The 23,696-nt window shown below is 64.9% G+C and carries 23 protein-coding genes and 1 pseudogene; 12 read left to right on the top strand and 12 right to left on the bottom strand.

The window, feature by feature from the left end:
- The first annotated feature begins 88 nt into the window (after positions 1-88).
- Positions 89-1,288, top strand: a complete 1,200-nt coding sequence (locus tag AAFG50_RS17800) for a DUF2865 domain-containing protein (RefSeq protein ID WP_028170859.1) — start codon at positions 89-91, stop codon at positions 1,286-1,288.
- A gap of 42 nt (positions 1,289-1,330) precedes the next feature.
- On the opposite strand, the gene AAFG50_RS17795 is transcribed toward AAFG50_RS17800, so the two are convergent.
- Complete coding sequence (locus tag AAFG50_RS17795) at positions 1,331-2,239, bottom strand: DUF2189 domain-containing protein (protein WP_028170858.1); 909 nt, start codon at positions 2,237-2,239, stop codon at positions 1,331-1,333.
- Positions 2,240-2,793: 554 nt separating this feature from the next.
- On the opposite strand from AAFG50_RS17795, the gene AAFG50_RS17790 reads away from it, so the two are divergent.
- The 5 genes from AAFG50_RS17790 to AAFG50_RS17770 all read left to right on the top strand — a co-directional run bounded on the left by AAFG50_RS17790 (position 2,794) and on the right by AAFG50_RS17770 (position 7,315).
- Positions 2,794-3,627 (top strand): cytochrome c oxidase subunit II, encoded by an 834-nt coding sequence (locus AAFG50_RS17790; protein ID WP_011086566.1) that lies wholly within the window; start codon positions 2,794-2,796, stop codon positions 3,625-3,627.
- Between the two features lie 68 nt (positions 3,628-3,695).
- Positions 3,696-5,471, top strand: a complete 1,776-nt coding sequence (locus AAFG50_RS17785) for a cbb3-type cytochrome c oxidase subunit I (RefSeq protein ID WP_028170857.1) — start codon at positions 3,696-3,698, stop codon at positions 5,469-5,471.
- Positions 5,468-6,175, top strand: coding sequence for a cytochrome c oxidase subunit 3 (locus AAFG50_RS17780; protein ID WP_011086564.1), 708 nt, complete (start codon positions 5,468-5,470; stop codon positions 6,173-6,175). Before AAFG50_RS17785 ends, AAFG50_RS17780 begins: the two co-directional genes overlap by 4 nt.
- A gap of 15 nt (positions 6,176-6,190) precedes the next feature.
- A complete protein-coding gene (locus tag AAFG50_RS17775) occupies positions 6,191-6,913 on the top strand; it encodes a heme-copper oxidase subunit III family protein (protein ID WP_039184281.1) in 723 nt (240 codons plus the stop codon).
- Between the two features lie 9 nt (positions 6,914-6,922).
- On the top strand, positions 6,923-7,315 hold the full coding sequence (locus AAFG50_RS17770) for a cytochrome C oxidase subunit IV family protein (RefSeq protein WP_028170855.1): 393 nt from the start codon (positions 6,923-6,925) through the stop codon (positions 7,313-7,315).
- Between the two features lie 121 nt (positions 7,316-7,436).
- On the opposite strand, the gene AAFG50_RS17765 is transcribed toward AAFG50_RS17770, so the two are convergent.
- From AAFG50_RS17765 to AAFG50_RS17755, 3 genes are all read right to left on the bottom strand, one after another.
- Positions 7,437-9,194, bottom strand: coding sequence for an NAD+ synthase (locus AAFG50_RS17765; RefSeq protein ID WP_028170854.1), 1,758 nt, complete (start codon positions 9,192-9,194; stop codon positions 7,437-7,439).
- A gap of 105 nt (positions 9,195-9,299) precedes the next feature.
- The gene (locus AAFG50_RS17760; RefSeq protein ID WP_027544511.1) at positions 9,300-9,653 is read right to left on the bottom strand and encodes a diacylglycerol kinase; all 354 of its coding nucleotides are present in this window, start codon (positions 9,651-9,653) and stop codon (positions 9,300-9,302) included.
- Between the two features lie 4 nt (positions 9,654-9,657).
- Complete coding sequence (locus AAFG50_RS17755) at positions 9,658-11,046, bottom strand: 3-deoxy-7-phosphoheptulonate synthase class II (RefSeq protein WP_028170853.1); 1,389 nt, start codon at positions 11,044-11,046, stop codon at positions 9,658-9,660.
- A gap of 181 nt (positions 11,047-11,227) precedes the next feature.
- On the opposite strand from AAFG50_RS17755, the gene AAFG50_RS17750 reads away from it, so the two are divergent.
- Entirely contained in the window at positions 11,228-12,124 is an 897-nt protein-coding gene (locus tag AAFG50_RS17750; RefSeq protein WP_028170852.1) for an alpha/beta fold hydrolase, read from the top strand.
- A 4-nt stretch (positions 12,125-12,128) separates the two neighbouring features.
- On the opposite strand, the gene AAFG50_RS17745 is transcribed toward AAFG50_RS17750, so the two are convergent.
- Together AAFG50_RS17745 and AAFG50_RS17740 are read right to left on the bottom strand one after the other, a co-directional pair.
- Positions 12,129-12,392 (bottom strand): hypothetical protein, encoded by a 264-nt coding sequence (locus tag AAFG50_RS17745; protein ID WP_028170851.1) that lies wholly within the window; start codon positions 12,390-12,392, stop codon positions 12,129-12,131.
- Positions 12,393-12,593: 201 nt separating this feature from the next.
- Positions 12,594-14,078, bottom strand: coding sequence for an aldehyde dehydrogenase family protein (locus AAFG50_RS17740; protein WP_028170850.1), 1,485 nt, complete (start codon positions 14,076-14,078; stop codon positions 12,594-12,596).
- Positions 14,079-14,192: 114 nt separating this feature from the next.
- Here AAFG50_RS17740 and AAFG50_RS17735 point away from each other — a divergent pair, with 114 nt between their 5' ends.
- Entirely contained in the window at positions 14,193-15,275 is a 1,083-nt protein-coding gene (locus AAFG50_RS17735) for a substrate-binding domain-containing protein (protein WP_028170849.1), read from the top strand.
- A gap of 51 nt (positions 15,276-15,326) precedes the next feature.
- Here AAFG50_RS17735 and AAFG50_RS17730 read toward each other — a convergent pair whose 3' ends face one another.
- Positions 15,327-15,905 carry a hypothetical protein gene (locus tag AAFG50_RS17730; RefSeq protein WP_028170848.1) on the bottom strand — a complete coding sequence of 193 codons (579 nt, stop codon included), beginning with the start codon at positions 15,903-15,905 and terminating at the stop codon, positions 15,327-15,329.
- A 162-nt stretch (positions 15,906-16,067) separates the two neighbouring features.
- Between AAFG50_RS17730 and AAFG50_RS17725 the strand changes: the two genes are divergently transcribed.
- Together AAFG50_RS17725 and AAFG50_RS17720 are read left to right on the top strand one after the other, a co-directional pair.
- Entirely contained in the window at positions 16,068-17,006 is a 939-nt protein-coding gene (locus AAFG50_RS17725) for a LysR substrate-binding domain-containing protein (RefSeq protein WP_028170847.1), read from the top strand.
- Between the two features lie 162 nt (positions 17,007-17,168).
- A complete protein-coding gene (locus AAFG50_RS17720; protein ID WP_038966243.1) occupies positions 17,169-18,137 on the top strand; it encodes a helix-turn-helix domain-containing protein in 969 nt (322 codons plus the stop codon).
- Between the two features lie 99 nt (positions 18,138-18,236).
- Here AAFG50_RS17720 and AAFG50_RS17715 read toward each other — a convergent pair whose 3' ends face one another.
- From AAFG50_RS17715 to AAFG50_RS17695, 5 genes are all read right to left on the bottom strand, one after another.
- The gene (locus AAFG50_RS17715) at positions 18,237-18,818 is read right to left on the bottom strand and encodes a TIGR00645 family protein (RefSeq protein WP_011086552.1); all 582 of its coding nucleotides are present in this window, start codon (positions 18,816-18,818) and stop codon (positions 18,237-18,239) included.
- A gap of 48 nt (positions 18,819-18,866) precedes the next feature.
- A complete protein-coding gene (locus AAFG50_RS17710) occupies positions 18,867-19,505 on the bottom strand; it encodes a TerC family protein (protein ID WP_011086551.1) in 639 nt (212 codons plus the stop codon).
- Entirely contained in the window at positions 19,502-19,864 is a 363-nt protein-coding gene (locus AAFG50_RS17705) for a hypothetical protein (RefSeq protein ID WP_028170846.1), read from the bottom strand. Before AAFG50_RS17705 ends, AAFG50_RS17710 begins: the two co-directional genes overlap by 4 nt.
- A gap of 2 nt (positions 19,865-19,866) precedes the next feature.
- Entirely contained in the window at positions 19,867-20,328 is a 462-nt protein-coding gene (locus AAFG50_RS17700) for a TerB family tellurite resistance protein (protein WP_028170845.1), read from the bottom strand.
- A 364-nt stretch (positions 20,329-20,692) separates the two neighbouring features.
- Positions 20,693-21,073: a nuclear transport factor 2 family protein gene (locus tag AAFG50_RS17695; protein WP_011086548.1), complete on the bottom strand. Its 381-nt coding sequence runs from the start codon at positions 21,071-21,073 to the stop codon at positions 20,693-20,695.
- Between the two features lie 185 nt (positions 21,074-21,258).
- Here AAFG50_RS17695 and AAFG50_RS17690 point away from each other — a divergent pair.
- Together AAFG50_RS17690 and AAFG50_RS17685 are read left to right on the top strand one after the other, a co-directional pair.
- Positions 21,259-23,018 (top strand): annotated as a pseudogene (locus AAFG50_RS17690) (MOSC and FAD-binding oxidoreductase domain-containing protein).
- A gap of 41 nt (positions 23,019-23,059) precedes the next feature.
- Positions 23,060-23,656, top strand: a complete 597-nt coding sequence (locus tag AAFG50_RS17685) for a redoxin domain-containing protein (RefSeq protein ID WP_028170844.1) — start codon at positions 23,060-23,062, stop codon at positions 23,654-23,656.
- Positions 23,657-23,696 lie beyond the last annotated feature (40 nt).

Genomic DNA, 23,696 nt, shown 5'->3' with positions numbered 1-23,696 from the left:
ACGATGCCGCAGGAAGCGGCTATGGGAGGGCGCGCTTCGGCCCCCCAAGCCACGTTGGAAAGTCACACTGGGCCGTGACCTCGCTAGAATGGCGGATATGCCTGAATTTTTGACTCTCTCCCGTGCCCGCTCAATCCTTGCCTGCACCGTGCTCCTGAGCACCGTCGTGCTCGCCAACGCCGCTTTCGCGCAGGCCGGCCCGCCCGGACCGCCGCCTCAGCCCGGCCAGAACGGGCTAGGCCCCAATCCGATGTGCGCGCGGCTGGAAGGCCAACTCGCCGCGCTCGATCGTGGCGGCGGCGGTGACCCCGCGCGTGAAGACCAGATCCGCCGCTATCAGGATTCCCAAGCCAAGCAGCAGGCCGAGCTCGACCGCGTCACCATGCAGGCCAAGCGCATGGGCTGCGATTCCTCCGGCTTCTTCTCACTGTTCAACGGCCAGTCGGCGCAGTGCGGCCCGGTCAACACCCAGATCCAGCAGATGCGCGCCAATCTGGACCAGATCACCGGCAATCTCGAACGCCTGCGCGGCGGCGGCCCCGGCGGCTTCAGCCCGGAACGCGACAGCCAGCGCCGCTCGGTGCTGGTGGCCCTCGCCCAGAACAATTGCGGCCCGCAATATGCCAACGCCGCGCAGGCGCAAGGCGGCGGCAACTTCCTGAGCAATCTGTTCGGCGGCAACAACAACCCCAACAATCCGCAAAGCGTGCCGCCCTCCGATCTCGGCCCGCAATCCGGCACCTACCGCACCGTATGCGTGCGCACCTGCGACGGCGCCTATTTCCCGGTCTCGTTTGCGACCGTGCCGGCGCGCTTCCCGGACGACGAGAAGACCTGCAAGGCGCTGTGCCCGGCCGCGGAAGCCGTGCTCTATACCCATCGCAATCCCGGCGAAGACATGAACTCCGCGGTCTCGATCAGCGGCCAGCCCTACACGGCGTTGCCGACCGCATTCAAATTCCGCAGCGAGTTCAACCCGTCCTGCTCCTGCAAGGCGGCGGGCCAGACCTGGGCGGATGCGTTGAAGTCGGCCGACGACAAGGCAGCAGCCGAGCAGCAGGGCGACATCATCGTCACCGAGGAGAGCGCCAAGAAGATGCAGCAGCAGCGGCTCAACAAGGGCGCGCCTGCAACGACGGCCAAGAAGGGCACAGCTGCTCCGGCGCCGACGACGGCCACCGCGCCGGCCGCGACGCCGCCAGCGGATACCGGCACGGCTCCGGCGAACTCGGAGAACAAGCCGATCCGCTCAGTCGGACCGACCTTCCTGCCGCAGCAGCAGAAGTAGCTCAGCCCTGCCGCACCGTCATCCGCCCACCGGGTCTCGCAGCTACTGCTCGCCCTCGCGGCTCCACGGGAAGAGATTGGCCGGGAAATCCGCGGCATAGCGCTTCCCCTTCGGCGGGGGCGGCGGTTCGTCCGGCGGATTCGGATTCGGCTCGACCACTCTCCGATAAAGGTGCCAGGTCGCATGACCGAGCACCGGGAGGACGACAGCGAGACCGACGAAGAACGGCAGCGAGCCGACCACGAGCAGCGCCGCGACGATCAGCCCCCACCCCGCCATCGCGACCGGATTGGCGGCCACCGCCTGCAGCGATGTACGGATCGCATCGATCGCCGTCGCATGCCGATCGAGCATCAACGGAAACGATACGACGCTGACGCATAGCGCCGCGACCGCAAACAGGAAGCCGACACCGCAACCGACGATGATGAGCGACCATCCTTCCGGCGTGGTCAGCACGCGGGTTGCAAAGTCCGGAATGCTTGCAGCCGCCGCGTGACCGAAGATGGTGACATAGATCGCGTTCGCGACGCCGATCCAGACCCCGAACAGGACAAGCAAGAGCACGCCGAGCTCGAGCATGGCGCCGAAGGACGGTGCGCGCAGCACCTTGACCGCATCCCATGCATCGACCTCCTCGCCGCGCTCACGGCGGCGGCTGAGTTCGTAGAGGCCGATCGCGGCAAAGGGACCGATCAGGGCAAACCCGGCGGCCAGCGGAAACAGCAGCGGCAGGACCGAATAGCCGAGGACCATCCTGAACAGGACGAGACCGAGAACCGGATAGATCACGCAGACGACGATCGCGTGACTCGGCATCGCCTGGAAATCTTCCCAGCCCAGGCGCAGCACCTCTTTCAAGTCGAGCAAGCCGATCTTGCGAATGGGATAAGAGACCGCCTCACCGAACAGGTGCCGCTTGACGATCTTGTCGGAATAAAGAGTGGCCATGGACACACCCTCCTCTGAAGTCGCGGCGGAGAACGGCGCGCTTTCCGGCCACGCGTGTCCGCCCTTAAGTGCGGGAGACGCGATCGAGCCGAGTACGGCAGTTCCAGGCTCAACGAGGAAGGAGCTTAGCCGGACGAAACCCGTCGCGACCTGCGCTCCAAGCTTAGCGCGTGCGATGTGGAATGACCAGCGCTCCCGGCTGGGTGAAATTGTGCGTCGCATATTTTGTGCGATGCATCACATCGAGAATGCGACTGACGATGGCGAGCTTGCACGGCAACATGGATCGCCCACGCCGCCTAAGCTCGTTGACATGCTATTGACGCCGGGTTCGCGGGGGATCATTTTAGAAATGTAGACGCCCCCAGCTCCGGTGAGATTGGCGGTCGCGAACTTCTCTTGATATCGCGACCGGTTGAAGGGGCGAGGCAAGAGGCGCGGCGATGGCGCATATGTCAGCATAGAACCAGCATAGAGAAAGTCAGCCATCGCGACAGACGCGAGCTCCGCCCTGGATTCGTATCCGCAGCCTTTGTTGGCAAGGATGGTTCAGGATGGCTGTCGCACTGATACTGCTTCTGATCGCGATCGGTTCGGTGCTGTTTCACCTCTTCAGCCCGTGGTGGTGGACGCCGATCGCCACCAACTGGGGCTACATCGACGACACGATCAACATCACGTTCTGGATCACCGGGTTCGTCTTTACCGCGGTCATCCTGTTCATGGCCTATTGCGTCTTTCGCTTTCACCATAAGGAGGGAAGACAGGCCGCGTACAATCCCGAAAACAAGAAGCTTGAATGGTGGCTCAGTGTCGGGACCGGCGTCGGCGTCGCTGCCATGCTCGCACCCGGCCTGGTCGTCTGGCACCAGTTCGTGACCGTTCCGGCAGATGCCACCGAGGTCGAGATCATGGGCCAGCAATGGCAGTGGAGCTTCCGCTTGCCGGGGAAGGATGGCCGGTTGGGCACGTCCGATGTCCGCAACATCAGTCCTGAGAACCCGATGGGTCTCAATCGCGACGATCCGCACGGCCAGGACGACGTCGTGATCGAAAATGGCGACCTGCATCTTCCGATCGGGAAGCCGGTCAAGGTTTTGCTCCGGTCCGTTGACGTCCTGCACGATTTCTATGTGCCTGAGTTCCGGGCCAAGATGGATATGGTGCCGGGCATGGTCACTTATTTCTGGATAAGGCCGATCCGAACCGGAACCTTTGATGTTCTCTGCGCGGAGCTGTGTGGCGCTGCTCACTACCAGATGCGCGCCAAGGTCATCGTCGAGGCAGAGAGCGACTATCACGCCTGGCTGGAGCAGCAGAAGACGTTTGCCGGATTGTCAGGTCGAAATGCCGTTGTGAGGGCGAAGTACAATTCCGGCGACGACTAGGAGAATGCAGGTCGGGCGCGTGAAGACGAGCTGATCGCCCCCGAAGGAAACGACCGAGGAGGTGCTCTATGGTCGATGTCCCCTATGACAGGATTGCAGACATTCCGCCTGCCGAAGTGCCCGATGTCGAGCTCTACCATCCCAGGAGCTGGTGGACGCGGTATGTCTTTTCGCAAGACGCCAAGGTGATCGCCATACAGTACTCGCTGACAGCCTCCGCCATCGGACTGGTGGCCCTGGTCCTGTCGTGGCTGATGCGACTGCAACTGGGATTTCCCGGCACATTCTCCTTTATCGATGCCAACCAGTACCTCCAGTTCATCACCATGCACGGCATGATCATGGTGATCTACCTGCTCACGGCGTTGTTTCTCGGAGGCTTCGGCAATTACCTGATCCCGCTGATGGTTGGCGCACGGGACATGGTCTTTCCCTATGTGAACATGCTGAGCTACTGGGTCTACCTGCTCGCAGTCCTGGTGCTGGCCTCGGCCTTCTTCGTGCCCGGCGGCCCCACCGGCGCCGGCTGGACGCTGTATCCGCCACAGGCGATTCTGTCGGGCACACCCGGACAGGATTGGGGCATCGTCCTCATGCTGTCCTCCCTGATTCTGTTCATCATCGGCTTCACCATGGGTGGGCTGAATTATGTGGTGACCGTGCTGCAGGCGCGCACCCGCGGCATGACGCTGATGCGCCTGCCGCTGACGGTGTGGGGCATCTTCACGGCCACCGTCATGGCGCTGCTGGCATTCCCCGCGTTGTTCGTTGGCTCGGTGATGTTGCTGCTCGATCGTCTGCTGGGGACCAGCTTCTTCATGCCGACCCTCGTCGAGATGGGCCAGCTGAGCAAATATGGCGGCGGCAGCCCGCTCCTGTTCCAGCACCTGTTCTGGTTCTTCGGTCACCCCGAAGTCTACATCGTCGCCCTGCCCGCCTTCGGCATCGTCTCCGACCTCATCAGCACGCATGCGCGAAAGAACATCTTCGGTTATCGCATGATGGTCTGGGCCATCGTGGCGATTGGAGCGCTCAGCTTCGTCGTGTGGGCGCACCACATGTATGTAAGCGGCATGTACCCGTATTTCGGGTTCTTCTTCGCCACGACGACGTTGATCATCGCCATCCCGACCGCCATCAAGGTCTACAACTGGGTGCTGACCCTCTGGCATGGCGACATCCATCTCACGGTGCCGATGCTGTTCGCCCTCGGCTTCATCATCACTTTTGTGAATGGCGGGCTTACCGGACTGTTCCTCGGCAACGTCGTCGTGGACGTGCCCCTGTCCGATACCATGTTCGTCGTCGCGCACTTCCACATGGTGATGGGCGTCGCGCCAATCATGGTCGTGCTCGGGGCGATCTACCACTGGTACCCGAAGGTCACGGGGCGAATGCTGAACGACGTGCTGGGCAAGTTCCACTTCTGGGTTACGTTCCTCGGCGCCTACCTGATCTTCTTTCCCATGCATTATCTCGGGCTGCTCGGCGTTCCGCGCCGATACTTCGAACTCGGCGACGCGGCGTTCATCCCGCCGTCGGCCCACTCGCTGAACGCCTTTATCACCGTGGTGGCGCTGACGGTGGGTTTCGCCCAGATGGTGTTCCTGTTCAATCTTGTCTGGAGCCTGTTCGAGGGCGTGCCTTCGGGCGGCAATCCGTGGCGAGCGACGACGCTGGAGTGGCAAACGCCGGAGACGCCGCCAGGGCACGGCAACTGGGGCAAGCAGCTCCCGATCGTCTATCGCTGGGCCTATGATTACAGCGTGCCGGGCGCGGCGCAGGACTTCATTCCGCAGAACCAGCCGCCCCCGACGGGAGCCGTTCAGGGAGTTGCTCCGTGAGCGCCGTTATCCTGTTTCTGGCCGTGATCGCCGTCATCGTCGGATGGTGGCTCTCGCAGCAACGGCTGACTGCGAAACCGTGGCTGGAGGCAGGCCCGATCGATGATTTCCCCGGCACGGACGCCATGACCTGGCCGGCAGCGAAGGTCGGACTTGGCGTGTTTCTCGCCGTTGCCGGTTCGCTGTTCACGCTGTTCATCAGCGCCTACTCCATGCGCATGAACATGGTGGACTGGCGGACAATGCCGGTGCCAAAGGTGCTGTGGTTCAACACGGGCGTGCTGGTCCTGAGCAGCGTCGCGCTGCAATGGGCCCTCATGGCCGCGCGCCGCAACGACATCGACGGCGTCGTCGTCGGCCTGCTCGCGGGCGGAGCGTCGGCGATCGCGTTTCTCGCGGGGCAGCTGCTGGCATGGCATCAACTGAGCGACGCCGGCTATTTCATGGCGTCCAATCCGGCCAATGCCTTCTTCTACGTGATCACCGCGGTGCACGGGCTGCATCTGACCGGCGGCCTGGTTGCGCTCGGCCGAACCACAGCGGGGGTATGGCGGCACGACACCGGGACGGCCGAGATGCGCCTGAGTGTGGAGCTGTGCACCATCTACTGGCATTTCCTGCTGCTGGTCTGGCTGGTCCTGCTCGGTCTCCTCACGGGCTGGACGGACGATTTCGTCGACATCTGTCGCCAATTGCTGAGCTAGGAAGGACGAGACGAGATGGCCGAGACCGCGCTGAGAGACACCGGACAAGTGCCTGCCCGGCTTGAAGGCTGGCAGGGTATCGCCGCCGACTGGGCGTCGGATCAGCGCGCCTTCAAGAACGTGTCCTGGGGCAAGGCCATGATGTGGATATTCCTCCTCAGCGACACCTTCATCTTCAGTTGCTTCCTGCTGTCCTACATGACCGCACGGATGTCGACGACCGTGCCGTGGCCCAATCCCAGCGAAGTCTTTGCCCTCAATATCGGGGGCAAGCACATCCCGCTCATCCTGATCGCCATCATGACCTTCATCCTGATCAGCAGCAGCGGGACGATGGCGATGGCCGTCAATTTCGGCTACCGCAGGGATCGCGTCAGGACCGCGATCCTGATGCTGGTCACGGCGGCATTCGGCGCGACGTTCGTCAGCATGCAGGCCTTCGAATGGACCAAACTGATCATGGAGGGCGTCCGTCCCTGGGGCAATCCGTGGGGCGCGGCGCAGTTCGGTTCAAGCTTCTTCATGATCACCGGTTTCCACGGCACCCATGTGACGATCGGCGTCATCTTCCTGATCGCGATCGCGCGCAAGGTCTGGCGGGGAGACTTTGATGTCGAAAGACGCGGCTTCTTCACGAGCCGGAAGGGTTACTACGAGATCGTCGAGATCACCGGCCTGTACTGGCACTTCGTCGACCTCGTGTGGGTGTTCATCTTTGCCTTTTTCTACCTTTGGTGAGGTCGGCACATGACAAACGCCACGGTACACATGGAAGGACAGATCCAGGCTCATGTGCACGCCGCAGCCGCTCCAGCGGCGGCTCACACCAAGGGCCAGCAGCACCCGATCAAGCTCTATCTCGTGGTCTGGGCATGGCTGTTCGTTCTCAGCACCTGCTCCTACCTCGTCGACTATTTTGGGCTGCACGGCAATCTCAGATGGTCGCTGATCCTGCTGTTCATGGTGTTGAAGGCCGGTCTCATCGTCGCCGTCTTCATGCACATGGCCTGGGAGCGACTGGCCTTGGCCTATGCCATCCTGCTACCGCCGGTTCTGGTGCTGGTATTCGTGGCGATCATGGTGCTCGAGTCCGAATACACGCACTTGCTTCGGGTGCTGTTCTTCGCAACACCGTCGTAGCGCTCATGTGAGTTCGCACCTCGCTCCACTGTCATGCCCCGCCACCGGGTCTCGCCTCCGGCGAGCCCGATGACAGGCTCCGACGGGGCATCCAGTACTCCGCGGCAGGAGTCGGATTCCCCTACCCCTCAAACGCGTCCGCAGATCTGCCGTTGTCGCGCGAGACCAACGTGTCGTCCGGCGCGGGCAGCGGCTCGCCCCTGTCGCGAAAGCGGTTGGTGATGGGATAGCGGCGGTCGCGGCCGAAATTCCTGGGCGTGACCTTCACGCCGGGCGCGGCCTGGCGGCGCTTGTATTCGGCGACGTTGAGGAGATGGTCGATGCGGGTGACCGTCTCGCGGTCGAAGCCGGCGGCGATGATCTGGTCCAGCGGCTCCTCGCGTTCGACGAGGCGCTCGAGGATGGCATCGAGCACGTCGTAGGGCGGCAGCGAGTCCTGATCGGTCTGGTTCTCGCGCAATTCCGCCGTCGGCGGACGGGTAATGATGTCGGGGGGAATGACCTCGCCGGCCGGCCCGAGCGCGCTGTCGGGCTTCCAGGAATTGCGCAGCGCCGCCAACCGGAACACCTGCGTCTTGTAGATGTCCTTGATCGGGTTGAAGCCGCCGTTCATGTCGCCATAGAGCGTGGCGTAGCCGACCGACATCTCCGACTTGTTGCCTGTCGTCACCACCATCAGCCCGGTCTTGTTGGAGATCGCCATCAGCAGCGTGCCGCGGGTGCGGGCCTGAAGGTTTTCCTCGGTGATGTCAGGCGGCAGGTTCTTGAAGATGCCGGACAGGATAGTCTCGAAGCCGGTCACGGCTTCTGCGATCGGCAGGACCTCGTAGCGAATGCCGAGATGGCCCGCGAGCTCGCCGGCGTCCGCGATCGAGCTTGCCGCCGTGTAGCGATAGGGCAGCATCACCCCATGCACCTGGTCGGCGCCGAGCGCGTCGACCGCGATCGCTGCGCAGAGCGCGGAATCGATGCCGCCGGAAATGCCGAGCAGCACGCCGGGAAAGCCGTTCTTGGCGACGTAGTCGCGCAGGCCCAGCACGCAGGCCGCGTAGTCGGCGTGGTCGCCTTCCGGCTGCGCGGCGATCGGCCCGGCGCAGCGCCAATCCTCGCCGTTACGCGTGAAGCGCAGCGTGGTGATGCTTTCCGCGAACGCCGGCAGTTGCGCCGCGAGCGAGAGATCGCCGTTGAGCGCGAACGAGGCGCCGTCGAACACCAGCTCGTCCTGGCCGCAGACCTGGTTGAGATAGACCAGCGGCAGGCCGCTCTCGGTGACGCGCGCGACCGCGACCGACAGGCGCACGTCGTTCTTGTCGCGGGCGTAAGGCGAGCCGTTCGGCACCAGAATGATCTCCGCGCCGGTCTCGGCCAGCGTCTCGACCACGTTCTCGTAGTCCTCAGACTCATCCAGCCAGATGTCCTCGCAGATCGGCACGCCGATGCGCACGCCGCGTACCGTGACCGGCCCCGCGGCAGGCCCGCGCGCGAACAGCCGCTTCTCATCGAACACGCCGTAATTCGGCAGATTGCATTTGAAGCGCAAGCCAGCGATGCGGCCGCCGTCGAGCAGCGCGCAGGCATTGTAGAGCTTGCCGTCCTCGACCCAGGGCGTGCCGACGAGCATCGCCGGCCCGTCATCGGCTGTCTCGCGCGCGAGGCTTTCGATCGCGGCCCGGCAGGCGGCCTGGAAGGCCGGCTTCTGCACCAGGTCCTCCGGCGGGTAGCCGGCGATGAACAATTCCGGAAACAGCACGAGATCGGCGCCATCGGCAGCCGCCCGCACGCGCGCGGCCCGCGCCCTGGCGGCATTGCCCTCGACGTCGCCCACGGTCGGATTGAGCTGAGCGAGCGTGACCGCGAATGCGTTGAGACGTTCGGTCATGGCCGCCCCCGTCCGATCCAATGGCTAGAGCACGATCCGGAAAAGTGTGGAACGGTTTTCCGAAGAGATCATGCTCAAACAACAACCTGAAGCGCGATGAGCGCTTCAGACGAAACCCAACCGCTCGACGATGGCAAAGATCCAGAACGCGCCGGCCATCAGCAGCGCGACGCCGACGGCCGCCGAGCCCATGTCCTTGACCTGCCCGATCTGCTTGTCGTGATCCAGGGTCAGGCGATCGGCGAGCTTTTCCACCGCTGTGTTGAGCAGCTCGACCACCAGCACGAACGCCACAGCACAGACCAGCTCGACCGCGCGCATCGCGGTCGCGCCGATGAACCAGGCCAGCGGCAGCGACAGCAGGAGCGCAAAGATCTCCTCGCGAACCGCCTGCTCCGATCGAAGTGCAAAGGCCAGACCGTTGCGCGAATTGATCGTGGCCTTCCAGATCCGCAGCAAGGTCTTAGAGCCCCGCGGCGACCGGCATCGGCCTGGCCTTGCCGGCGCGTTCCTGCTTGAGCAGTTCGGCGACCAGGAAAGCCATGTCGATGGACTGCTCGGCATTGAGGCGCGGGTCGCAGACCGTGTGATAGCGGTCGTTGAGATCCTCGTCCGTGATCGCGCGGGCGCCGCCGAGGCATTCGGTGACGTCCTGGCCGGTCATCTCCAGATGCACGCCGCCGGCATGGGTGCCTTCGGCGGCGTGGATCGCGAAGAACGACTTCACCTCGGACAGGATGCGGTCGAACGGCCGCGTCTTGTAGCCCGACGTCGAGGTGATGGTGTTGCCGTGCATGGGATCGCACGACCAGACCACCACCCTGCCCTCGCGCTTCACGGCGCGGATCATGTTCGGCAGGTGCTCGCCGACCTTGTCGGAGCCGAAGCGGCCGATCAGCGTCAGCCGGCCCGGCTCGTTGTCGGGGTTGAGCACGTCGATCAGCTTCAGCAATTCGTCGGGCTTGAGCGACGGGCCGCACTTCAGCCCGATCGGATTCTTGATGCCGCGGAAATATTCGATATGGCCGTGGTCGAGCTGGCGGGTGCGATCGCCGATCCAGATCATGTGGCCCGATGTCGCGTACCAGTCGCCGGTGGTGGAATCGACGCGGGTCATGGCCTGCTCGTAGCCGAGCAGCAGCGCTTCGTGGCTGGTGTAGAAATCGGTCGCGCGCAGCTCCGGATGGCTCTCCAGATCGAGGCCGCAGGCGCGCATGAAGTTGAGCGCGTCCGAGATGCGGTCGGCCAGCTCCTTGTAGCGGCGGGACTGCGGCGAGTCCTTGAGGAAGCCGAGCATCCACTCATGCACGCTGCCGAGATTGGCGTAGCCACCGGTAGCGAAGGCGCGAAGCAGGTTCAGCGTCGCCGCCGACTGGCGATAGGCCATCAGTTGGCGCTGCGGATCCGGCACACGCGCTTCCTTGGTGAAGGCGATGTCGTTGACGATGTCGCCACGATAGCTCGGCAACTCGACGCCGCCCACCTTTTCGGTCGGCGAGGAGCGCGGCTTGGCGAACTGGCCAGCGATGCGGCCGACCTTCACCACGGGCACTGCGCCGGCATAGGTCAGCACCACCGCCATCTGGAGCAGCACGCGGAAGAAGTCGCGGATGTTGTTGGCGCCGTGCTCGGCAAAGCTCTCGGCGCAGTCGCCGCCCTGGAGCAGGAAGGCCTCGCCCGCCGCAACGCGGCCCAAGGCCTTCTTCAGATTGCGCGCCTCGCCCGCGAACACCAGCGGCGGAAAGGTCGCAAGCTGCGCCTCGACGTCGGCCAAAGCCTTGGCGTCGGGATAATCGGGCACCTGTAGCACCGGCTTGCTGCGCCAGGACTCGGGCGTCCACCGCTCGGACATCGCAATCTCTCCGTGAAGCAAAAAGCACAACCTGATCTGTGGGTTGCGAGGGCCGCCTTATACACAGGCTGGCTCCCGGCCGCCAGTTGTAAATCCATTCCGCACTGCAAACCCTTGCAGGGAAAGCCAAATTCGCATTTGCTTGGGAAGGCTAAGGAAAATGGCAGGACACCGGCGGCCCATGGACGCGGCGCGCGACGACGTTTTCATCGACGAGATCAGCTTCCCGGCGACCGACGGGTATGCGCTGAGCGGCACCCTGTTCCTGCCGCGCGCCGCCAAGCGCAATGCCGTCCTGATCAATTCGGCCACCGCCGTCCCGCGAAAAATCTATCGCGGCTTTGCCTCCTACCTCGCCCATCGCGGCTGCGCGGTGCTGACCTACGACTATCGCGGCATCGGCGACTCCCGGCTGCCGGCAATGGTCGGCTACAATCAGCCGAAATCGCTGGTCGGCTTCAAGGCCTCGATGTCGGACTGGGCGGCGCTCGACGTCACCGCCGCGGTGAGCTGGATGCGCGAGCGCTACAACACGCTGCCGCTCGCCTATATCGGCCACTCCTTCGGCGGCCAGGCGCTCGGGCTGATCGCGAACAACACCGACATCTCGCGCGCCGCGTTCGTCGCCTCGCAGGCGGCGACCTGGCGGCTGATGACCTCGCCGGAGAAATACCGCGTCTTCGCCTTCATGAACCTCATTGGCGTGCCGCTCGCCCACGCATTCGGCTACGCGCCGGGCTGGGCCGGCATTGGCGAGGATTTGCCCAAGGGCGTGTTCCTGCAATGGGCCGACTGGGTCTCGAGCCCACGCTATCTCTTCGATTCAAAACTGCCCGCGCTGGAGAATTTCGCAAAATTCAAGGGCGAGTTGCGCGCGCTGTGCTTCTCCGACGATCCTTGGGCGACGCGGCCCGCGGTCGAGTTGCTTACAGGCGGATTCACCGCGATCAAGCCGGAGGTGTTGACGGTGAAGCCGTCCGACGTCGGGGCCAAGGGAATAGGCCATTTCGGCTTCTTCCGCCCCGAGCACCGCGACACGCTGTGGCGCGGCGTGGCGGAATGGATCCAGGGCGAGTGAGCCGTTACCGAATGATCGTGGTCAGCGACGAGTAGCGCCTGTTCGGCCTGGCTTCACCCGGCGCGAACTGCGCGAAGGCATCGCTGACGCGGACGGCCGGCGGCGTATCGCCGGCGAAACGGAATTCCTTTGGCCGCGGCGCGTAGAAGCTGGCGCTGTAATAGGCGTCGTCGAAGCGCGCCTCGCCGACCCCGAACACTGCGTCGCAGACGAACAGGAGCGCGTAGACTCCCGCGACCGCAGCGACGATCTCCTTGAGAATTAACATGCTGATGCCCTGCCCTTTTGCGGACAGGATGCGCATTGGTTCCAAAGCTCAGGTTTAAGGCGCCGTGCTTCTTGTTCGCAGGGTTTGCCGCCGCTGAGCGGAATGCAGACAATTTTATCGATCTCGAAAAAGAGAGCCCGCCTGACCGAACGATCAGGCGGGCTCCAGGCATGGCCGCTCGGGAGGTATCAGACGGCCAAATCAGACGGCTATGTTCATCCACACCGCCTTCGGCTCGGTGAAATTGTCGAGCGCGGCGGCGCCGTGCTCGCGGCCGAGCCCGGAGTCGCGTTCGCCGCCCCACGGCAGGCGCACGTCGGTATAGCCATAGGTGTTCATCCAGACCGTGCCTGCGCGCGCCCGCTTGGCAAAACGCTGGAGCTTGCCGATGTCGCGGCTCCAGACGCCGGCGGCGAGGCTGTAGGCGGTGCCGTTGGCGATCCGCAAGGCATCGGCCTCATCCCTGAACTTGATGACGCTGACGACGGGGCCGAAGATCTCCTCCTGCGAGATCCGCATCTCGTGTTCGACATTCGCGAACACCGCGGGGCTGATGAAGTAGCCGCGCTCGCCGACCCGCGTCCCGCCGGTGACGAGGGTGGCACCCTCCCGCTGGCCGACATCGACATAGTCGAGGATCGACTTCATCTGCTTCTCGGAGATCACGGGGCCGAGCACCGTCTTGCGGTCGAGCGGATCGCCGATCTTCAGCGATTTTGCGCGCGCAGCGAGACGCTCGACGACTTCGTCATAGGCTTTCTCCTGCACCAGCACGCGGGAGCCGGCCGAGCACACCTGGCCGGCGTTGAAGAAGATGCCGGAGGCCGCGGCTTTCGAGGCTGCTTCGAGATCGGCATCGTCGAAGATGACGTTGGCCGATTTGCCGCCGAGCTCGAGCGAGACGCGCTTGAAATTGCCGGCCGCGCCTTTCATGATTCCACGACCCACGCCCGGCGAACCGGTGAAGGTGACCTTGTCGACGTCAGGGTGATTGACCAGCGCGTCGCCGACGACGCGGCCGGGGCCCGTGACGACGTTGAAGACGCCTGCCGGCAGGCCGGCCTGAAGCGCGAGCTCGGCGATGCGCAGCGCCGACAGCGAGGTCAGCTCGGCCGGCTTCATCACGATCGTGCAGCCGCAGGCCAGCGCCGGCGCCAGCTTCCACATCCCGATCATCAGCGGGAAATTCCACGGCACGATGGCCGCGACCACGCCGACCGGCTCGCGCACGGTGTAGGTCAGGGCATCGTCACGCACCGGCACGACGTCGCCGCTGATCTTGTCGGCCCAGCCGGCGTAATAGATCAGCGTGTCGACGGCAGCCGGGAAGTCCTGACGCAGCGTCGCGGAGATCGGCTTGCCGGCATCGATCGACTCGAGCTCGATGATTTCTTCGGCGTTTGCCTTGAGCAGCTCAGCCCAGCGCAGCAGGATCTGGCCGCGCTCGGAGGCGCGCATCGTGCGCCACGGGCCCTCGAACGCCCGGCGCGCGGCCGCTACCGCATGGTCGACATCGGCCTCGTTGCCTTCGGCGACGGTGGCGATGACCTGCCCGGTCGCCGGATTGAGCGATTTGAAGGTGCGGCCGGAGCTCGCGGGGACGCGGCGGCCGTCGATGAGCAGATGCTGCGGCCGGGCCATGAACTCGCTGGCTGGCGAATGCGCAAAGTCATATGCAACTGACATCATATTTCCTCCTGTTCTGGTATGCCAGATTAGGACGGAGATTGCCGCAGTAAATATGATATCGTGTGCCTATGGCTCACTCACCATATGAACTCCACTTCATAAGGTCGTTTCATGCTCCAGATCGAGATCGAGGCAGTTTGGCGGTTTCGCCAGGAGGGCAGTCCGCGCACGGCGGTGGTCATGCTCGGCGTTCTCAACGAAATCCGGAAGACCGGAAAGATCACGAGCGCGGCCGCTGACGCGCACCTCTCCTACCGGCATGTCTGGAATCTGATCGAGCAATGGTCGGAGTTCTTCGGCACGCCGCTGGTCGAGACCCAGCGCGGCAAGGGCTCCAGGCTCACGCCGTTCGGCGAGCGGCTGGTATGGGCGGGCGAACGCATGCAGGCCCGGCTCGGGCCGCAGCTGGAAAACCTGGCACAGGAGCTGGCAAGCGAGATCAAGCCGTTCCTCGAGCAGCGCCCCTCGGTGATCCGCGTGCACGCCAGCCACGGCTTTGCGGTGGCGAAGCTGCGCGAATTCCTCGACCGCGAGCCCGGCATCGGCGTCGACCTGCGCTATGTCAGCAACCAGCATTCGCTGGTCTCGCTGGCGCAGGGCGCCTGCGATCTCTCCGGCCTGCATCTGCCGCACGGCGCGCTGCGGGCGCAAGGCATCAAGGCGGCGCGCGAATGGCTCGATCCGCGCGAGGACCGCGTCATCAGCTTCGTCACGCGCGAGATGGGGCTGATGGTCGCGCGCGGCAATCCGCTTGGCATCGAAACGATCGAGGACCTGACCAGGCCAAAGGTCCGCTTCGTCAACCGCGACCATGATTCCGGCACGCGCCTTCTGTTCGACCAGTTGCTCGCCGCACACCGCATCGACGAAAGCCGCATCAACGGCGCGCAGCAGATCGAGTTCACCCACGCCGCGGTCGCCGCCTATGTCGCGAGCGGCATGGCGGATGCGAGTTTCGGCGTCGAGGCGGCCGCCCGGCATTTCGGCCTCGATTTCATTCGCATCGTGACCGAGGATTACTTCTTCGTCTGCAAACGCGCCTTCCTCGACACCGAGCCGATGCAGCGCATCCTCGATATCATGCGCAGCGCCGATTTTCGTGCCGCCGTCGCCAGCCTGCCCGGTTACGTTCCGTCCGACACCGGCGCGGTCACCGGCGTGAAGGCGTTTCTGGAGATGCACGCCGTGCGCTGATGAACGGCCGAGGCTCGTTTTTACCTTGACGGACTGCCGCTACGCGTCCGGTCAAACGACCGGCTCGTCCTTGAGCGCCGACACCACCTGCTCGCCGCGGTCGGTCAGGCGATAGGTCACAAGCGGACGGCTCGACGGCGGCTTGCGGTCGATCTCGACGATGTAGCCGCGCACCATCAGCGCTTCGAAACTGCCGTAGTAGCCGAACATGCTGATCTGGTTCTGCTTGAGCAGCTTGAACTCGCGCAGGAGGCGGATCTCATTGCCCGAGAGCAGCGAGCGGCGGACGCGCTGCACGAACCGCGCGCGCTGCTCGAACCACGCCTGGTCGGGCAGTTCGTGCGAGGCCGGCGCCGGGTCGCGCTCGCAGGGGCGCGCCTCTGTCGCGACATCGGCCATGACCGGCGGAAGGCCCGGCACGCTGCCGACCACCGCGTCCTTGGCGACATCGAGCAATGCCATCGGCCAGCGCCGCTTGTTGTCCACCATGACCGGCGGCGGCACGACGCTGTCGCGCACCAATTGCTCGAAACGGCCGGCGGTCACGCCGACATAGGCGGCCGCCCGACGGCGATCGACCAGACGGGTGTCCGGCTCGTGCTCCAGCTCGCAAGCGATGTTCTCGTTCACCCCGAAATCCCCTGGCGCGTCGTTGCGCAGGCCCGGCGGCCCTCTTTGGGACCCGGCCGAGCCGGCGGCGAACCTAGGGGGGACCAGCGCTCTCGAAAAGCAGAGAATTTCGTACATGTTGATGCCGTTTCGGCAACGGCTATAGTTCGTGCCGGGGGACCCATGCGATTTCACTCACCGGCCATCCAGTACTTCCACGCCGTCCGCCGCACCGGCTCGATCCGGGCCGCGGCGCGCGTCCTGAACGTTGCCTCCTCGGCGGTCAGCCGCCAGATTCTCAAGCTCGAGCAAGAGGTTGGATCGCCCCTGTTCGAGCGCACTGCGCGCGGCCTGACGCTGACGACGGTCGGCGAGATGCTGGCCCGGCATGTCATGAACGTGCTCCAGGACCTCGACCGTTTCCGCTCGGACGTCGCGTCCCTGTCCGGCAACTGGCGCGGCACCGTCAGCATCGCCTGCATCGAGTCGCTGACGGAATCCGTGCTGCCGGACCTGATCGCCTCGCACCGCGGCCGCGCCCGCCGCGTCAGCTTCACCACCGAGGTGAAGGGATCGTCGGACGTGCTCGAGGCCCTGAGCCGCGGCGAGGCCGACATCGGCATCGCCATGGCGCTCCGCCATCCGCCGGACCTGCGCCAGGTCGCCTTGAAGCGGTTCCGTCTCGGCGCGGTGGTATCGCGCGAGCATCCGCTGGCGCGCCGCAAGACGGTGACGCTGGAGCAATGCCTCGCCTTCCCCGTCATCAATGCGCTGCCGGAGCTATCGATCTATCACCTGCTCCAGCCGCTGATCGCACAGCTCTCCGAGACGCCGGAGCCGGCGATCCAGGCCAATTCGATCGACCTGATGCGCGAGCTTGCCGCACGCGGCGTCGGCGTCGCCTTCCAGACCCAGCTTGGCATCGGCCGGCTGTCGCGCGAGAGCCAGCTCGTCTTCCTGCCGCTCGACAATGCCGGCAGCCCGGTCTGGTCCGACCTCGGCATCTATGTTCGCGCCGAGCGCACCCTGCCCGCCTACACCGAGTCCTTTCTCCAGGAACTGGTGCGCGAACTGGGCGACCGCGAGCGGCGCGAGAACGCGGCCTATCCGCAGACGGCGTGACATCTCGGCAAACGGGCCAGCTTGGAGGCGACCGCGCGCCCCGTGGTCTTGCGGACTTGCCTGAAGCACGGTTGCTCCGGCAACATTTCCGGCCGATGTCGCGCGCGCGAGGTCGAAGACGCGCCGGCACACGCCGAACGCCTGAGATCACTGGGACCCGAGATGCCGGTACGTTGGCTCAAGCCGTCGCGAGTCCTGGGCATCGAGCGCTACAGCGATTTCGAGTCCTTTCGTCCGAGCGAGGTGCTGGGCGGCGGCATCAGCACACCGCTCGAGCCGCGCGAGTTCTCGCTGCACCGCGCCATCCTGCCGCTCCAGGATGGTCTGTTCGTGCTCCAGCGGACCTTCGCCCGGCGCCTTCAGGCCAACATCGGCACCGATCACGGCGTCGGCCTCGTCATCCCGCTCGCCTGTCATTTCACCGCCAACGGCCGCGAGATCGACAATTCGATGATCGGAATCGTGCGCGGCAAGGTCCCCACCGAGGCGGTCGAGCATCACGCCAACACCTATCTGATGCTGCGCTTCAACTCCGACATGCGCCATCGCGGCTGGGCGGACTACGAGACCGGGCTCGAATTCACGCGTCTCGACGACGACACGATGGCGGGCCTGCGCGCCGCGATCCTCGACATGTTCTGCCTGGCCTCACGCTGCAATGATCCCAGGCAATTCGAAGCCATCGACCGGCCGATCCAGGAAAGGCTTCTCGAAGGCCTCGATGCCGCCCTTGCCCCCGTCGACGCGCAAGACCGCCGGCGCGGATCGTTCGACAAGCATCGCAAGCTGGTCGCGCGGCTGGACGAGGCGGCCACGCTGTCCGGCGGCATCCCGCTCTACAGCGGCGACCTCGCAAATGCGCTCGGCGTCTCCGTTCGCACGCTCCAGAGCGCGACACAGGCGGTGCATGGCGTCAGCCTGCATCACCATCTCAGGCTGAAGCGGCTGTGGTCGACCCGCACGCAGCTCCTGACCGGAGGTGACGGAATGACCGTGAAGGCCGCGGCGCTCGCGAACGGCTTCTGGCACATGGGCGAATTCTCGAAACTCTACAGGACGACGTTCGGCGAGATGCCGTCCGGGACGCTGGCGCAGGCCCGCGATTTTGCGGACGACAGTCCGCACCTCTGAGGTTTCTCCGGTCAAATCGCGCGATCGCGAGCAGCTCGCTCCGCGCAAGCGAAACCGCCTCGCCGCCCCTCGCCGACCTCGATCTCGCCAGCCAGGCGCTCAGCCGTGACCCGCTTGCTTGCGGTGTCCGCTCTCGCTCAGGCGATCGACCCAGGCAATGCCGATCGCCGAGATGATGAAGGTCAGGTGGATCAGCACCTGCCACATCACGCCGGTCTCGGTGAAATTGCTGCGCGTGGTTCCGAGATTTCCGGCCTCGATGAAGGTCCGAAGCAGCGAGATCGAGGAGATGCCGATGATCGCCATCGCAAGCTTGATCTTGAGCACGCTGGCGTTGACGTGACTGAGCCATTCCGGCTCGTCGGGATGGCCGCTCAGGTTCAGCCGCGAGACGAAGGTCTCGTAGCCGCCGACGATAACCATCACCAGCAGGTTCGAGATCATGACGACGTCGATCAGTCCGAGCACGACCAGCATGATCTGCTGTTCGCTGGCGTCAAAGGAGTGCACGACCAGGTGCCAGAGCTCCTTGAGGAACAGCAGCACGTAGACGCCCTGTGCGATGATGAGGCCGACATAGAGCGGCACCTGCAGCCAGCGCGAGCCAAAGATCAGCTGGGCGAACGGGCCGATTTGCGGCAGCGAAGGCGCGGCCGAAGGTGCTTTGGGTTCAGAAATCATTGATCACTCCGGAGTGCAGGCAAGAGATGTCGCCCAAGAGATTCGGCCTCAGAGACTCGCGATGACCGGCGCGAGCTCGAGCGAGCCGCGATAGATCATCTCGAAGGCGACGTAAACGATGATGGCGAGGCCGACATAGGCGATCCAGCGCTGCTTCTGGAGCACGCGGCCGAGCAGATCGGCGGCCACACCCATCATCGCGACCGACAGCAGCAGGCCGAAGGCCAGGATGTAGGGATGCTCGCGCGCCGCGCCCGCGACCGCGAGCACGTTGTCGAGCGACATCGAGACGTCGGCCGCGACGATCTGCAACGCGGCCTGGCCGAAGGTCTTGCGCGGTGCCGATGCCGCGCTTCCGCCGCCGCCATGGCTGAACGCAAGCCCGCTTCCATGCGCGGCCTGCTCGCGCAATTCGCGCCACATCTTCCAGCACACCCAGAGCAGCAGCACGCCGCCGGCGAGCAGGAGGCCGATCACCTGCAAGATCTGGGTCGCGACGCCGGCAAAGGCGATCCGGAGCGCAGTCGCCGCGACAATACCGACGACGATGGCGCGCCGGCGCTGCTCGGCCGGCAGCCCGGCAGCGGCAAGGCCGATGACGACGGCGTTGTCGCCGGCGAGCACGAGGTCGATCAGGACGACCTGAAGCAGCGCGGTCAGCGCGTCGGCGGTGATGAATTCAATCATGATTGATCATTCTTCGATGCGGACGGTTCGAGCCATTGCGGCTTGCGGCGTTCGATCCAGTCGAACACCTTCGACCGGGACGAGCGCAGCGCCGGCACGTCCTCGGCAAGCAGCGCGAGGCCGAGCGGCAGCATCCAGATGCCGAGCACCGGCAGGATGGAGAGCACGCCGCCGACGACGAGCAGCGCGCCCGAGGGGATTCTCACCCAGCGGCTGGACGGCTTGAGCAGATAGGTGACGGTGTCGCCCATGCGCGGCGGCAGGCGATGGACGAGCCTGTCGAGGCGCGGGTCACCGCCGGCCATCTGGCCCGTGGTGCCCTCGGTTCGGGTCGTATGCTCGTCCGATGCCGCGCTCATGCTCACTCCTTTGGGACGGGGCCTGCCGCACCCGGTCCGACCTGCTTGGCGCGCGGCAACACCAGCGTCAGCAGCCGCAGCAGCTTGATCGCCTGCACCTCATGGGGATGCACGTCCTCGTCCGCGGCCGCAACGCGCTCCGACAGCTCCATCAGATGGGACGAGAGCGACATGTTCGAGACCGGGCGCAGCGTGTCGATCACCACATTGGCAAAGTCCGGCTCCTCGAGCCGTTCCGCCAGCTCGTCGAACATCGCGAACAATCGGTCGTCGCCGATATGCGGCGCCAGTCCGCGATCCCTGATGAAACGGATCACCTCGTCGCGCTCGACCGGCGAGACGCGCCGGTCGGCCACCGCGACAAGCGCACCGGCGATGATCAGCGCCGCCGCTGCCTGCTCGTTGAGGCTGGACGGTTCGGCAATCTCGAGTTCGATCGGGTTTGAGTACTTGGCGTCGGACATCGATGCTCCTCAACGTTGCGAAATGGCCGCGCGGAGCTGCGATGGGGACGATTGGGTCGGAGGGAACAGAGAAGACCCGACGATCGGCCGATCCATCGCATTCGCGCGGGACAGGTCATCCGACATCACGAGGTTTGCCGACATTCGTCGGCGGCCTCGCCAGAGGGGCCCGGATTCTTGTTCGCCTCAGACATAAAGATGGGTCTGTCGGAATCAAGGCGATGAGACTGCGACCAGCCGCCGCATCGGTTCCGTGTTGCCATGTTTGGTTAAGCAGTGGTGCGCATGTCCAGGACGCGCTGCATCCCCACCGTCATTGCTTCGCTGCGCTCGCAATGACGGAGTGTGGGCACGGGCACCGCTCCTACCTCACGACCTCAACCAAATGCGCACGCGAGGGTGATGGATCGAACCGGTCGCCGAAATATTGCGTTTCGTGCGCCACCAGTCCGTCGCGGAATTCCATGATGCTCACGACGTAGGACGGCACGCCGTCATAAGTCAGCACGAACTCGCTCACCCAGAGATCGCCGCCGCCGATGATCCGCCGAACCGAGAAGCGCTTCTTGTTCGGCTGCACGAGGCGGCTCTCCTGAATGTTCCTCCGGCCGTGGATGCGCTCGCTCGATTGGGGATAGTCGAGCACCGCGTCGTCGCGATAGATGGCGTGCTCGGCCTCGAAATCGTTCGCGTCCGAAGCGTCCCAATGGCGCTGGAGCGCCGCCAATCTGGCTCGATCGTCCATCTCGACCTCCGATCCCGAATGAAACCGCCTCCCGCCGCCTTGATCTGATGACGCAGGACTCCGGCGGCAAGGGTTCCCTTGCAACGTCTAACAACGGCTAACGAGCTAACAGTTCGAATTGGATGCAGATTAGCGTGCAGGCGACCCGTCGGATCGGGTCGCACCTCAGGGTCGAGGAAACCGTGATGGCACGTCTGCTTTCCGTCAATGTCGGCCTGCCGCGCGACCTCGCCTGGCAAGGCAAGACCGTCCATACCGGCATCTGGAAGGCCCCCGTCGAAGGGCCGCGCAGGGTGCGCAGGCTCAACATCGACGGCGACGGCCAGGGCGATACGGCCGGCCACGGCGGCGAACAGCGCGCCGTCTTCGTCTACCAGGACGAGTCCTATCGGTACTGGCAGGAACATCTGGGGCGACCGGATCTCGTTCATGGTCAATTCGGCGAGAACTTCACCGTCGAAGGCCTTGCCGACACCAACGTGTGCATCGGAGACCGCTACAGGATCGGCTCCGCCCTGTTCGAGGTGACGCAGCCGCGCGTCACCTGCTACCGGCTGGGCATTCGCATGGACGAGCCGGACATGCCCGCACTGCTCGTCAGGCACGGCCGGCCTGGTTTCTATTTTCGCGTGATCGAGGAAGGCGACGTGGAGGCCGGTGACGAGATCACGCTTCTTGCCAGCGGTCCCGAAAGCATGAGCGTGTTCGAGATCAACGCGCTGCTTTACTTGCCCCCTCACCCGCGCGACCGCCTGGAGCGCGCGCTGCGGATTCCGGCGCTGAGCCGCGGCTGGAATCGTTCCTTCGCAGCGCTGCTCGAGCAGCAGCGCACAAGCAAGATTGCCGCAGGAAACGCCGGGCTCGGCCCGGCGGCGAGCCCACCTCCTGCCTGGCGCGGTTTCCGTCCGTTTCGCGTCTCGCGCAAGATCGCCGAAAGCGGCACCGTGACGTCACTGATCCTCGAACCCACGGACGGGCATCGCGCGGCCCCCGCCCTGCCCGGTCAATTTGTCGTCGTGCGGCTCGGGCCCTCTGAGGCACAGGCGATGACGCGCAGCTACTCGCTGTCGAGCCGCTCCGATGCCCCGCCCTACCGCATCAGCATCAAGCGGGAAGCGCACGGCGCGGCCTCCCTCTATATCGCCGACAGTCTCCGAGTCGGCGACGTCGTCGAAGTCGGTGCGCCACGCGGCAGCTTCACGCTCCGGCAGGATGCGCGGCCCGTCGTCTTGCTCAGCGCGGGCATCGGCGTGACGCCGGTGCTCGCCATGCTCCACGCGCTCGTCGCGGAAGGGTCGACGCGAGACGTCTGGTGGCTGCACGGCGCGCGCAACGGCCGCGAGCATGCGTTCGCCGCCGAGACGCGCGGGCTGTTGGCCGGACTCGCTCACTATCACAGCCACGTCTGCTTCAGCGCACCCGATCCGGCCGATCGTCCGGGAGCGGATTTCGACAGCGCCGACATCTGGATCAGCACTTGATCGAACGGCTCAACATGCCGCGCGACGGCGATTTCTATCTCTGCGGGCCGGCCGCTTTCATGAGCGATCTCACGGCCGGCCTGGCCGCATTGGGCGTCGCGCCCGATCGCATCCACACCGAGCTGTTCGGCGCGAGGCCATCGCTGACGCCCGGCATCGCGGCTTCGCCGCGAACACCCGCGCATGCGCCGGTCGGAGCACCCGGCCCGGGCCCGATGGTGTCATTCGCGCGCAGCGGCCTCAATGTCCGCTGGGGACCATCCTATGCCAGCCTGCTCGAGCTGGCCGAAGCGTGCGACGTCCCGGTGCGCTGGTCGTGCCGGACCGGGGTTTGCCACAACTGCGAGAGCGGGCTCGTAGCCGGAGAAGTCAGCTACGCGCCCGATCCGCTCGACCCGCCGGCGGACGGCAATGTCCTGATCTGCTGCTCGCAACCGAAGGCAGATGTCGTGATCGATCTTTGACCGGCTTCGACACACCCTCGCCAAACCATGGAGCGATTCAAATGCGGCCCGACATCACGGAAGGTGTCACCTTCCCCGACTACGAGCTCAGTGACCACACCGGCAGACGCCGCAAGCTCTCGGATTTGCAGGGCGATGATCCCATGGTGCTCGTCCTTGGCCGCGGCGGCTTCTGTCCCAAGGATCGACGCCAGGCCGAGGGCTTGCTGCAACTCCATCGCGAGATGGAGGTGGGCTACTGCCGCATGGTCACCATCACCACCGACACGATCCTCCAGACCAACGAGTACCGCAGCGGGGTCGGAGCTCACTGGCCCTTCCTCTCCGATGCCAGGCGTATCGTTCAGAAGGATCTCGACATCGCCGAATACACCGATCCGGTCCACAATCCGATGATCCCGCACGTCGTCGTGCTGGAGCCCCGCCTCGTCGTTCACAAGATCTACAATGGCTACTGGTTCTTCGGCCGCCCGACCGTCGAAGAGCTTCGCCAGGATCTCAGGGCCGTCAGCATGAAGTGCCGTCCGGATTGGGACATCACCGCACCGGGGCTCAAGGCGCTCTGGGATCAGGGCCGCAAGGAGCATTTCTATCCGTATGGCAAGGCTCCGTCCAAGGTACTCGACGAGCAGGATTAGACACAGGCGGGTGTCGCGCGGTCGCCGCGGCTTCTGTCGG

The sequence above is a fragment of the Bradyrhizobium sp. B039 genome, assembly GCF_038965675.1.
In the GTDB taxonomy this organism is placed as follows: Bacteria; Pseudomonadota; Alphaproteobacteria; order Rhizobiales; family Xanthobacteraceae; genus Bradyrhizobium; species Bradyrhizobium diazoefficiens.
The sequence above is the reverse complement of the archived record's forward strand: the minus strand, read 5'-3'. Positions and strand labels throughout refer to the sequence as shown.